The 11,491-nt window shown below is 65.0% G+C and carries 11 protein-coding genes; 6 read left to right on the top strand and 5 right to left on the bottom strand.

Going from position 1 to position 11,491, the window contains the following annotated elements; translation table 11 throughout:
* Positions 1 to 1,518: alpha/beta fold hydrolase (locus G9373_RS43255; RefSeq protein WP_167120986.1), on the top strand; the 1,518-nt coding region annotated here is incomplete at its 5' end.
* Between the two features lie 113 nt (positions 1,519 to 1,631).
* Here G9373_RS43255 and G9373_RS43250 read toward each other — a convergent pair.
* Complete coding sequence (locus G9373_RS43250; protein ID WP_054248517.1) at positions 1,632 to 1,967, bottom strand: ABC transporter permease subunit; 336 nt, start codon at positions 1,965 to 1,967, stop codon at positions 1,632 to 1,634.
* A gap of 148 nt (positions 1,968 to 2,115) precedes the next feature.
* Here G9373_RS43250 and G9373_RS43245 point away from each other — a divergent pair, with 148 nt between their 5' ends.
* On the top strand, positions 2,116 to 2,442 hold the full coding sequence (locus G9373_RS43245) for a hypothetical protein (RefSeq protein WP_005563933.1): 327 nt from the start codon (positions 2,116 to 2,118) through the stop codon (positions 2,440 to 2,442).
* A 73-nt stretch (positions 2,443 to 2,515) separates the two neighbouring features.
* Here G9373_RS43245 and G9373_RS43240 read toward each other — a convergent pair whose 3' ends face one another.
* Positions 2,516 to 3,031: a substrate-binding domain-containing protein gene (locus G9373_RS43240; protein WP_166680593.1), complete on the bottom strand. Its 516-nt coding sequence runs from the start codon at positions 3,029 to 3,031 to the stop codon at positions 2,516 to 2,518.
* 9 nt (positions 3,032 to 3,040) lie between these two features.
* On the opposite strand from G9373_RS43240, the gene G9373_RS43235 reads away from it, so the two are divergent.
* A complete protein-coding gene (locus G9373_RS43235; RefSeq protein ID WP_167120984.1) occupies positions 3,041 to 5,107 on the top strand; it encodes an FUSC family protein in 2,067 nt (688 codons plus the stop codon).
* 102 nt (positions 5,108 to 5,209) lie between these two features.
* Here G9373_RS43235 and G9373_RS43230 read toward each other — a convergent pair whose 3' ends face one another.
* A complete protein-coding gene (locus tag G9373_RS43230; protein WP_054248515.1) occupies positions 5,210 to 7,516 on the bottom strand; it encodes an acyl-CoA dehydrogenase in 2,307 nt (768 codons plus the stop codon).
* Positions 7,517 to 7,666: 150 nt separating this feature from the next.
* Positions 7,667 to 8,329, bottom strand: a complete 663-nt coding sequence (locus tag G9373_RS43225; RefSeq protein WP_167120982.1) for an enoyl-CoA hydratase/isomerase family protein — start codon at positions 8,327 to 8,329, stop codon at positions 7,667 to 7,669.
* Positions 8,330 to 8,369: 40 nt separating this feature from the next.
* Between G9373_RS43225 and G9373_RS43220 the strand changes: the two genes are divergently transcribed.
* From G9373_RS43220 to G9373_RS43210, 3 genes are read left to right on the top strand one after another with little or no spacing between them, the layout of a single operon-like run.
* A complete protein-coding gene (locus G9373_RS43220; RefSeq protein WP_240961087.1) occupies positions 8,370 to 9,599 on the top strand; it encodes an alkyl sulfatase dimerization domain-containing protein in 1,230 nt (409 codons plus the stop codon).
* Positions 9,587 to 9,955, top strand: a complete 369-nt coding sequence (locus G9373_RS43215; protein WP_167120980.1) for a DUF202 domain-containing protein — start codon at positions 9,587 to 9,589, stop codon at positions 9,953 to 9,955. The genes G9373_RS43220 and G9373_RS43215 overlap by 13 nt, the downstream gene beginning before the upstream one ends.
* The gene (locus G9373_RS43210; RefSeq protein ID WP_005563914.1) at positions 9,946 to 10,269 is read left to right on the top strand and encodes a DUF202 domain-containing protein; all 324 of its coding nucleotides are present in this window, start codon (positions 9,946 to 9,948) and stop codon (positions 10,267 to 10,269) included. The genes G9373_RS43215 and G9373_RS43210 overlap by 10 nt, the downstream gene beginning before the upstream one ends.
* Before the next feature lie 428 nt (positions 10,270 to 10,697).
* Here G9373_RS43210 and G9373_RS43205 read toward each other — a convergent pair whose 3' ends face one another.
* Positions 10,698 to 10,970: a hypothetical protein gene (locus tag G9373_RS43205; protein ID WP_167120978.1), complete on the bottom strand. Its 273-nt coding sequence runs from the start codon at positions 10,968 to 10,970 to the stop codon at positions 10,698 to 10,700.
* Between the last annotated feature and the right edge of the window lie 521 nt (positions 10,971 to 11,491).

Raw genomic sequence — 11,491 nt, 5'->3', positions numbered from 1 at the left:
GTGGGGGAGCTGTACATCGCCGGGGCGCAGTTGGCTCAGCGGTATGTCGGCCGGCCGGGGTTGACGGCGGAGCGGTTCGTGGCGTGTCCCTTCGGGGAGCCGGGTGCGCGGATGTATCGATCCGGGGATCTGGTGCGCTGGACCTCCGGCGGAGTGCTCGAGTTCTACGGAAGAGCGGACGAGCAGGTCAAGATTCGCGGATTCCGGGTCGAACCCGCGGAGATCGAGGCGGGTCTCCTGACACACCCGGCCGTGACCCAGGCGGTGGTGGTGGCCCGGGACACCGCCACCGGCACCGGATTGGTCGGTTACGTGGTCTCCGATGCCGCCGACACCGGCACAGGTGTCGAGGTCCGCCGGTTCGTGGCCGGGATGCTGCCGGAATACATGGTTCCAGCGGCGGTGGTGGTGCTGGACCGGTTGCCGCTGACGGTGAACGGGAAACTGGATCGGAGAGCATTGCCGGCACCGGAGTTCACCGGCGGGGTGTTCCGGGCGCCGCGGTCACCGGTGGAGGACACGCTGGCTTCGCTCTACGCCGAGGTTCTCGGTGTTCCCCGCGTGGGGATCGATGACAGTTTCTTCGACCTGGGTGGGCATTCGCTGTCCGCGACGCAATTGGTGAGCCGGATTCGGTCGGTGTCGGGGGTGGAGGTCCCGATCCGGGTGATCTTCGAGTCTCCGACGGTCGCCGAACTCGCACCCCGCCTGGGTGAGGAGGCCGAACCCGACTCGCTCGATCCGTTCGCGGCCATCTTGCCGATCCGAAGCGAAGGATTAGGATCGCCGCTGTGGTGTGTCCACCCGGGTGGCGGACTGAGCTGGTGCTACATGGGCCTTCGCGCCCACCTCCCCGGCCGGCCCATATATGGCCTGCAAGCACGGGGCTTCGATGGAGTGACGCCGCTACCGACGTCGATCGAGACGATGGCCGCCGACTATCTCGAGCAGATCCTCACCGTTCAGGACGACGGCCCGTTTCTTCTGCTCGGATGGTCGTTCGGTGGCCTTGTCGCCCATGCGATCGCCACCGCGCTGGAACGCCGAGGGCTCGAGGTTGCATTCCTCGCGATGATGGACAGCGTGCCTGCACTTACGGATCGTCACATCGCTGAGGAGCCCTCGGATGAGGAACTGCGACAATCGATATGGGCATGGGCGCATGACCGATACGGAGAGATGGTCGATTCGCCTGAGAACGCGTCCATCGAGGATGCTGCCTTTATGCTGTATCGGAATCATCTACAGCTGACGAAGACCCATATCCCGCCGGTCTATCACGGGGACATGTTATTTCTCCGCCCAACGTTGACGGAAGACGGATCAATTTCACGCGACTCGTCTGCTGAAAGCTGGGAGTCGTACATCACCGGGAACATTGAGACACGTGACGTCCACAGCACACACGCTGATATGGACCAACCCGAACCACTCGCCGAGATCGCGCAGATCCTCAACGACGAGCTTTCGAAACCCGACCGGTACACGCGACTACGCGCCTACCGTACTCGGCCGTGATCATCGCAGCACAGAAGCACCACGGAAAGGGGCTTGAACTGGGAATATGACACGTCCCCTTGGGTTCGGTCGAGAAGATTTGCCCACCGCCGCCGGTATCTGGTTGCGCGGGACTACATCCACCTCTGTCTGATCCGCTTTGCTTGTAGGCTCGCGCGCGGTACGCACCCAGGCCCGGGGACAGCGACACCATCTGGATCGACGGCGTCGGAGGGTTGCCCGTAGAGCAGCGGAACCGACAGCGTTTCGAGGGACATGCTCACGATCAGCACCGAGCTGTAGACGATCGGTGGGCGCAACATCGGAACCACGACCGACCGGAGGATCCGCACGGGTCCGGCGCCGCAGACCTGTACCGCCGATTCGAGGGAGGCGTCCGCCTGGCGCAGCGCGCCGACACAGAAGGTGAACGCGATCGGGGCCAGGGCGACGGCTTCGGTGAGCGCCATCCCGGGGATCGAGTACAGGTTCCACGGGACGAATCCGAAGAACTCGCGGAACTGGACGCTGAAGAATCCGGCGGGTCAGTAGAGGATGATCCAGCCGAAGCCGAGCAGCAGTGAGGAGATGTAGAAGGGCCAGCGCATCGAGCCGACGATGAAGTTGCCGAAGGGCAGTTTGGTGCGGGTGCATCACGATGGCCATCGGGACGGCGAACAGTTGCGCCAGGATCGTGGTCAGGCCGGCGAACAGCACCGTGTTGACGATGACGTCGCCGAACCCGGCTTCGGTGTAGTTGTCGAGGCTGAAGATTCCGCCGCTCTCGTAGAGCGGGCGGTCGATGAACGACTGGTAGAGGGTCGGCACGACCGGGGCGAGGACGAGTGCGGCGAGGATCAGCAGCACGGAGTACTGGATGATCGTGTCGCGGCCGATGTTGCGGAATTTGCGGTAGCGCGGGCTTCCGGGCTCACCCGGGCGTAGCGGGACGAAGGATTCGGGGGTCCGGGTGTCGGGCGGTGTCGTCAGTGTCATGGTGTGATGTCGCTATCTCGGCTCAGCCGGCTTGCAACGAAGACCAACGGTCCGAGAACTGTTGGATCTCTTCGTCGGATGCTTTGGTGTACGGGATGAGGATCGTGTTCTCTTCGCCTACCGAGGCGATGACGTCGCTGTAGGTGGGCACACCGCCGTCGGCGCGCTCCACCCCGTCGCGGTAGGCGGTCAGTCCGCCCTCGGCGACGGCGGCCTGCCCGTCCGCGGACAACACGAAGTCGGTGAACAGCTTCGTGGTGACCGGGTGCGGGGCGCCCTGCAGCATCGATATTCCGCGGCGCAACAGCGGCGTGCCATCGTCCGGGAAGACCGCTTTGATCAGTCCGCCGGTGCGTTGCTCCGCAGTCAGGGCCGGTGAGCCCATGAAGAATCCGACGGAATACTCACCGGCCGTGACTTTTTCCACCTGCGATCCGGTGGACGGGAGGGCCGGTGCTTGTTCCTCCTCGAAGGCGCGGTTGATCTCGAAGAGATCGGTGGCGACGTCGTCCGAGACTGACGGGTGCCGGAGGCGCACAATCGGTGAATGGCTTTTCGGGTCGTACAGGAGACAGTCCGTTTTCTCGCGGTCTCCGATCCCGGCAGGCTGCGGCTACGTGCCGCAACCGCCACGACGATCACCGTCATTCTCGCGATGGTGGTGCTGCTACCGGGTTCCAACCTGATCGGCCAGCCACTCACCGTCGCGCTGCTCGGGACGGTCGTCGCGATGCAGTCCTCGGCGGCGGTCAAGGACAAGGATCAGCACAGCAGGGTGATCACGACACTGCTGCTCGTGTTCCCTGCACTCGCGGCGGTGTCGATGTCCGCGGTGCTGTCACAGTTCGGGATGGTCGCCGATGTGGGCTTCATCGCGGTGCTCTTCGCGGCCGTCTGGGTGCGGCGCTACGGCCCGCGAGGTACGGCTCTCGGGATGGTCGCGTTCATCTGCTACTTCTTCGCACTCTTCCTTCGGGCCCAGCCTGGGCAGATTCCCATCCTCGCCGTGTCCATCGTCGCCGGCGTCGGTATCTCGCTCCTCGTCCGTACCGTGATCCTGCCGGACCGGCCCGGGCTCGAACTCACACGGTTGGTTCGGGCGCTGCGGGCCGCGTCGATCGACGTGCTGGAGGTGGCGTCGAACAGGGGTGATCGGAATCTCGATCTTCTGCGCAAGAAACTCGATCGGCTCGGAAGCACCGCCCTGATGATCGACGACTGGCTCGACCGCAACGATGCAGCTCAGCTCCTGAGCGTCACCAACGAAGATCTGTCCGTTCGTATCTTCGATGCGCAAATCGCTACCGAACAACTCGTCAGCGCGCTGTGGGCGCTCGACCCGGACAAGCCGTGGCCGAATACGCTGGGGCAGGCGACCACGGCACTGGGATCGTGCCTGCAGAACAATCCGTCGGATGACCAGCTCCGCGCTGCCCGACGGCTCGCCGCCGCGGCCGCAGACAAGTCCGATCCATCGACTCCGGCGGGTATCGCGACCACCGTCGCGATGCGAGCAGTGCAGGCGCACATCGCGATCCATCACATCACCCACAACGCCCTGCGAACAGAATCGGAGCCGAGGAAGAAGCCGGACGAGGACGAAGAAACGGACACCGGATGGAACCCGAGCACCAAAGCCGCGATCCAGGTAGCCGTCGCGACCAGCGCTGCAACGATCCTCGGTGAGCTCATCTCGCCCGACCGCTGGTACTGGGCGGTCCTGACGGCCTTCCTCGTTTTCACCGGAGCGTCTACCCGCGGAGAGATTCTCTCGCGCGCAGGGCACCGCGTCGTCGGCACCATCGCGGGAGTTCTTGCAGGAGTATTGCTGTCCGCGTTGGTCGGAAACAACCAGCCGTTGCAGTTGCTCCTGCTCGTCGTCTGCGTATTCTTCGCGTTCTACCTCGTCACGGTGGCCTACGCATTGCTCTCCTTCTTCGTCACCGTGATGCTTGCGATGCTGTACGGACTGCTCGGCACATTCAGCATCGAGGTACTCGAACTGCGCATCTACGAAACGGCGGCCGGCGGAATCGTCGGAATAGCGGCGGCGTACTTCATCTTCTCCACCGGAACGAGATCGACGCTGACCTCGAAGATCGACGACTACCTCGATCGGATGACTGCCATCGTCGACACCGCTATCGGAGCCGTCGTCCAACCAGGGCACGAGACTGACCTGGTCGCCGACATCCGGAAGTTGGACAACGCGCTGAAGGACCTTGTCACGGCGGGCAAACCCTTGGAAATGGGACCGACGACGCGGACTCGTCGGGGAGCGAAACGGTTGTTGCGGATCATGACTGTCAGCAATCGGTCGTCTCATGCACTTGCCCGAGCAGGGGTGAGCGCCTCTCGCGGCGAACCGGACAGCGGACCGTCGCAGGAGACCGCGAGGGCATTGCGCCAAGCAGCCGACGTCACCAAGGAAACCATCGCCGACGTCAAACGCGCACTCGCCGGTGAGCACGTAGAGCCTCCGGAGAAACTCACCGAAACCTCGGCACCCGACGTCATGCTGCAGTCGACCACCACACCGGGGCCGGTTCGCAGTGCCGTCCGCTCGCTCAGCACCCTCAACCGCACGATGGGGGAAGCGTTGACGCATGCCTGATGGCGTCGTACATGCTGCTGAACGAAGCACAAAGCGAGCCAGTCGAAGGGGGAGGCCCGTCACAGCCGGCGAATCACCCGGCTGGAGTGACCGCTCGGGCGTCTACGTCGGCAAACCCAGAATCCGTTCGCCGATGATGTTGCGCTGAATCTGATTCGACCCGCGTGCGATCCGGCGTCCCCGGCTCTCGAGGAACACGCGTTGCAGAGAGTCGAGTTGATATCCGTCCCCGTCGGGGCGGGTCAGAGCCGACGCCCCGAGAAGCTCCAGCGCCGTCGACCCGAAGACACAGTGATACTCCGACCAATTGACCTTGTCGATCGCCAGCAACTTGTCCACGGTCTCTCCCTCTGCAACACGGGCACCGATCACGGAACCAACGGCACGCATCAGTTCGACCTCGACCACCAGTTCCGCCAACCGCTGGCGGACGATGACGTCGCCGAGCCGACCGTTCTTGTCCAGCCGCTCCGCCAACACGTCCAGTTCGTGGCGATATCCGACATACTGCGTCGCCGCCTTGCCTGCTCGTTCGGCGCCGAGTGTGGTCATCGCGACCGCCCAACCGTTGCAGAGCCCACCCACCACATTGCTCAACGGGGCGCGCGCATCGGTTATCCGTTCCTGCGCAAACCCCCTGTCGCCCGACGCCATCCGGATGGGGTCGACGTCGATGCCGTTGTCCGTCATGGGAACAAGGACAAACGAGATGCCCTGGTGTCTCGGTGCGTCGCGGTCGGTGCGGCACAACAGGAACATCATGTTGGCCTGGCCGCCGTGGCTGGTCCAGATCTTGTCACCGTTTATCCGCAACTCGTCGCCGTCAACGGTTCCGCTGGTCCGCAGTGAGGCGAGATCGGATCCGGTCTCGGGTTCGGAGAAGCCCTGGCACCAGGTGTCCTCGCCCGACAGAATGCGGGGCAGGAACCGGCGCTTCTGGTCCTCGCTTCCGTGCGCCAACAGGGCGGGCGCAAGCAGGGTCTCGCCCATTCCGAGTTGCGGGCGTCGAAGTCCCGCGCGCGCGAACTCCTCCTCTACTACCAAAGTTTCGACCGGTCCCAGTCCTCGGCCGCCGTGTTCCTCCGGCCAGGACAGGCACAGCCAACGCCCCTGACGCAACAGATCGGTCCAGTGCTTCTCGGCGTCGGTGTCTTCGTGTCCGAACGGTTCCTGTGCGTATTCGAGTGGCGTTCCCTCGGCGCGGTGCTCGGCCAGCCAGGCGCGGACCTCGGTCTGCAGGTCCGCCAGCGGAGCGGGTTCGTCGGCCCGCGCCGGCGCCTCGACCGCGGTGCCGGTGGCGAGGACTCCGGCGAGCAGACGCTCGCGGTGCCATGCCGACGATCCGAACATCAGCTGATCGGTTTTCGCCCGCTTGAGATGAAGGTGAGCCTCGTGCTCCCAGGTGAAGCCGATCGCGCCGTGTAGTTGAATCGTCTCGCCGGCGATCTGCAGGTACCTCTCGGTCCCCGCGACGCAGAGCACGCTCACCAGTGCCGGCAGTTCCGGCGCATCGGTATCCGCGGCGTGAGCGGCGACGGCGACCGCAGCGGCGACCGGTTCGAGCGCCCGGATCAGATCGGCCAGCCCGTGTTTGACAGCCTGGTTGGTACCGATCGGACGACCGAACTGGTTGCGGGTCTTCGCATAGTCAGTTGTCAGGTGCAGGCACCGGCGAGCACCGCCGACCCTCTCCGCCGCCTGCACGACGAGCGCCTGGTCGAGCGCTCGGGACAGTGTCTCCGAAATGTCGGTGGTGCCACTGATTCGTTCTGCTGCCGCGCTGTCGAAGGTGAAGGTCGTCAGCGGACGGGTCTGGTCCAACGCCGGCCACCGGACCCGCCGAATGCTCGTGTCCGATGGTTCCACCAGAAAGAGGCCGGTCCCGTCTTCGGTTCGGGCGACGACAACGACAGTGTCGGCGCAATGACCGAAGATCACGTGATCGGCCCGTCCGTCGATCCGCCAGCCGTCGCCGTCCGGGTGTGCACGCACCGCTTCCGAGCCGGCCTGCCACCACCCGTCGGCGTCAGCAAATGCCAGACACCCGAGACGAGTGCCCGCGGCGAGACCTGGCAGCAGCTCACTGAGCCAACGCTCCTGGGCGCAATCCGCGATGGCGAGCGTGGTCAACACCGAACTCGCGAAGAAGGGGCTGCATGCTGCGGAGCGCCCGAATTCCTCGGCGACCACGACGAGGTCACCGATACCCGCGCCTGATCCGCCGTACTTCGCGTCGACGAGCATTCCTTGCAGTTCGAGTTGTTCGGCCATCGTCGCCCACATCTCGGGTCGGTATCCGAGTTCCGTGTCCTGGTAGGCCAATACGTCGGCCGGTTCACTGGTTGCGGTGAGAAACTCCCGAACCGCGTCGCGAAGCGCGCGGTGTTCTGCAGTTGTTGTCATGCCCATTCGATTGTCTCCTTCGAGTGTCCCGTGTAAGCACCACCGCGGCCAGGATCCCCAGACCTGGGATGACCAGGCGTCCTGCGACCTGTCCGCCCGGTTGTGCATTGTGTTGTCTTGCGGTTTTCGACCGCAGGTGCCGCCGTGCGTACGCATTTACGCGGGCAGTGTTTTGCGCGTCAGAATCGCTTGCTTCATGGCGATTCCCCCGCCGTTGGGGTAGGCCGCAATCTTGTCGGTGAGTTCGGTTGCCCGGCCCACAACCTGCTCGTCCGGCACCATTGCGTAGGCGAAGCCGCGGCGCAGAAGGTCCGGACCGTACTGACGTTCACAGGCCAGGGTGAGCTGCATTGCCTGGTTCACGCCGTATTTCGCGAGCAACCACCGCAGATTGTTCGGCGCAGCTACCCCCATCTCCGCCTCGCCGACCATGAGGAACGACGTCTCTCCCACTACAAGGAGGTCACAGGCGAGCGCGATCGCCGCAGCACCGTTGACAGCGGCCCGCTCCAGTGCCCCGATCAGCGGCTTCTCGAACCCGGACAGGGTCGTGTGCAGGTCGGAGATCGCCGCGGTAATTTTCGGCTCGCCCGGGCGTACTTCGGCAAGATCCAAACCGGAACTGAAGCACCCGCCCGCGCCGTACAGCAACACCGCGGTGACTGTGTCGTCGTCCTGAGCGTCAGCGAAAGTTCTGGCGAGCTGGGTGACCATCGGGACCGTCAAGGCATTCTTCCGCTCGGGACGATTGAGTTCTATGTCCAGCCGTCCGCTGTGATGGTGCCGAACTACCGCGACATCGCTCTCCGACGAACTCACAACATGCTCCTCACGAGTCCGTCGAACTGCCCGGCGGGGAATGCACTACATCGCGGAAGGCGCCTACATGTGGCCGGCTTTCGGCAACGTCTACGTATTTCCCACCAATACTGGCCTTTTCGTGTACGACACCGGCGACCGCCGCACCGCCGAAGACCTGCTCGCAGCCACCCGACAAATCTCCGAGCAACCGGTACACACGGCCGTCTACTCGCACGGACACGTCGACCACGTCTTCGGCATGGACCCCTTCGACACGAAAGCGCGCGAGCGCGGCTGGACCCGCCCCACGGTCCTCGCACACGAAAACGTAATCAGCCGGTTCGACCGCTACAAGAAAACCCGCGGCTACAACGGCATCATCAACCAACGCCAATTCCAGGCACCGAACCTTATGTGGCCGGCCGAATACCGGTACCCCGACGTCACCTTCACGGACCAGACCGACCTCACGGTCGACGACCTGCAGGTGCAACTTCATCACGCCCGCGGTGAGACCGATGACGCCACGATCGCCTGGATCCCCGACCGCAAGATCCTGTGCTGTGGTGATTTCTTCATCTGGGCCAGCCCCAATGCCGGAAACCCGCAGAAGGTGCAACGCTTCGCACACGAATGGGCCCGAACCCTGCGGTGGATGGCCGACCTGGGCGCCGAAATCCTCCTCCCCGGACACGGGCTCCCCGTCCTCGGCGCCGACCGAATCCGCACCACCCTCACCGACGCCGCCGAACTCCTGGAAATCCTGCATGGCCGCACCCTCGAGATGATGAACGCCGGAGCGACCCTCGACGAGGTCGTGCACAGCGTCACCGCCCCCGCGGAACTCCTCCGCAAGCCCTACCTCGCCCCCTCCTACGACGAACCGGAATTCGTCATTCGCAACGTCTGGCGCCTCTACGGCGGCTGGTACGACGGCAAACCCGCCAACCTCAAGTCCGCCCCCCGCGCCGACCTCGCCCGTGAGATCGCGGACCTCGGCGGCGGCGCCGCCCAACTGGCCGAGCGGGCGCGCGCCCTACTGGCACGAGGCGAACACCGGCTGGCGGGACACTTCGCCCAGATGGCCACCGATGCCGATCCGCAGAACCGCGACTCGCATCAGGTCCGCGTCGACGTCTTCGGCCAGCTGGAACAAGGCGCCACTTCCACTATGGCGAAAGGCGTCTACGGATGGGCAGTGGCGGAATCGCGGGCCTTCCTCGACGGCAGCGACCACGCGACCGAACTGAAAGCCAAAACGGCCGGCCGCGCGCGATGGGCATTCTGACCTCCCGTCCACCAGCGGACTTAAGTTCGGCGGATGAGGAACCGGACTACCGGTACACGCTGGCTAACGAACGCACCTACCTGGCATGGATCCGCACCGCGATGGCGCTCCTGGCGGCAGGTGTGGCTGCCCACCAGTTACTTGCGTTGCCCTCCGGGGCACTGCAGATGACGATCACGATGGTGTGTTTCGGGCTGGCCACCGTCCTCGCCTCCGGCGCGTATCTGCGCTGGAAGGCCGCGCAGTCGGCCATCAGGCGAAACCTGCCACTTCCGGGCTCCGTCCTCGTGCCCGCTCTCGCTCTCGGATTGGGGATCCTCACGCTCCTCGCCGCCGGAGCGGCATTGTGGTCGTGATCGGGTCCGTTGACCGGGATCCGGGACTACAACCAGACCGCACCGCGCTGGCCTGGCGGAGAACCACACTCTCCGCCGCCGCGACGACGGTGGCGCTCCTCCACATTCCCACCGCCCATGGTGACCGCGCTGCATCGCTCACCTTGGTACCGATGGCGGTGCTGCTACTCGTGATCACGCACATCAGCCACAGACGAGGCCGTTCGCTGCAGCGGGGGAGTCACGGTATGACCCGACACCATGCCTTGCTGGTAGCTCTACTCCTCACGGCTACAGCGGTCGCCGCTGCCGCGACCGCCGCCTTCGACCGATAGCCGCACTCTCGAACGACAACTCGAAGCACACCTCGGTCCGGGTCGACTCCTCGGCGGGGAGCCCAGTGTCGGTCATCGATTGGCTCACCAGTGGCGGCGACGTCGAGTCCGCGCGAGATGTGATCGCCCAAATGGAATGGGAAGCAGTGTAAGTGGCGCGAAGGCTCCCACACCCTCCGGCCGTCGACGAACGTTCCCACCACGGCATCACCCAGCGGTAGGCCCGCACCATTGCGGCCGCACATCCCGGGCTCGATGGGCTGCTGTACCGGCGTCGGTACCGGCCGGCCACGTCGAAGCCGCTCGCGCATCCCGGCCTGCAACGCCGTCTCGCCGCAGCCGCGGAGGCGCTCGGCTGCACCGACGTCTGCGGTGCGCCTACCCGGGTGGCGGCGTGTCGACCGGGGGCACACCGCCGGTGGCCGCGGTCATTCGCGCGTTTTCAACCGTGAGGTGTGTCGCTTCGCTATGTCGAGGTCGGCGTCAGCGATTCCGAGTGTGTCCTGAGCGGCGCGGAGGGCGTCGACGGCGCTCTCCAACGCTTCCGGTGCGGTGGTCGGGTCGCCGAGTGCGTCCACGTCGAGCGTGTTCGCATCGAGGTCTGCGTAGGTGCGCTCGAGGTCGAGGAGGGTTCGACGGAGAGCGTGCAGTGCATCCCGGACCTCGGTTACCTGCTCGTCGAGATCAGCGGGCGTGCTCACACGATCACGTCCCAGAGCACCGCGGCGGCGTTGGTGAGGGGCGGCTGCTCGTCGGTCAGACGGCCGAGCTGCTGCTGCACGCGGGCTGTCGGTTGGTCGACCTTGGTCATGCGATCACTCCATCTGTTGTGAATGACTGAGCTGTGTCGTGTAGGGCGGCCCGCTCGATAGCACTTCGGCAAGAAATGCGGTCGTGGTGACAGCTCTGCCCGGGGAAGTCGACACGTCCCGGGGCTGAGGGGGTGTGCCGTGTTCAGGAGCGGGTGAAGCGAGATCTGAGTTTGTGCATGCCGACCATGACGTCTTCTTCGGTGCTTCCGGGTGCGAGCGGGGAGCATGCCCAGCTGCATAGCTGTGTCGTTCATGGTGACGATGATCCGTAGTGGGGCGATTGTGCCGTTGCGGTATGGCCGCCGAATTCTCAGCTGGTCGGGCCTGGCGGCGGGAGCGGTGCCGAGGAAGGCTCCGGCGGCGGTGGCTGCTGGGTGGGTGGTTGGGTGGTCGGGTTGTCCGACGGCGTA

The organism is Rhodococcus sp. A14, from assembly GCF_011603105.1.
Lineage (GTDB): Bacteria > Actinomycetota > Actinomycetes > Mycobacteriales > Mycobacteriaceae > Rhodococcus_F > Rhodococcus_F opacus.
Note: the sequence above shows the minus strand (reverse complement) of the source record. Positions and strands in the feature narration are given on the sequence as shown.

Excerpts from the sequence above, each read along its gene's own strand:
- G9373_RS43230 (WP_054248515.1), bottom strand. The coding sequence starts at position 7,516 with ATGGGCATGACAACAACTGCAGAACACCGCGCGCTTCGCGACGCGGTT.
- G9373_RS43215 (WP_167120980.1), top strand. The coding sequence starts at position 9,587 with ATGGGCATTCTGACCTCCCGTCCACCAGCGGACTTAAGTTCGGCGGAT.
- G9373_RS43245 (WP_005563933.1), top strand. The coding sequence starts at position 2,116 with ATGAAGTTGCCGAAGGGCAGTTTGGTGCGGGTGCATCACGATGGCCAT.
- G9373_RS43235 (WP_167120984.1), top strand. The coding sequence starts at position 3,041 with ATGGCTTTTCGGGTCGTACAGGAGACAGTCCGTTTTCTCGCGGTCTCC.
- G9373_RS43250 (WP_054248517.1), bottom strand. The coding sequence starts at position 1,967 with ATGGCGCTCACCGAAGCCGTCGCCCTGGCCCCGATCGCGTTCACCTTC.
- G9373_RS43220 (WP_240961087.1), top strand. The coding sequence starts at position 8,370 with ATGCACTACATCGCGGAAGGCGCCTACATGTGGCCGGCTTTCGGCAAC.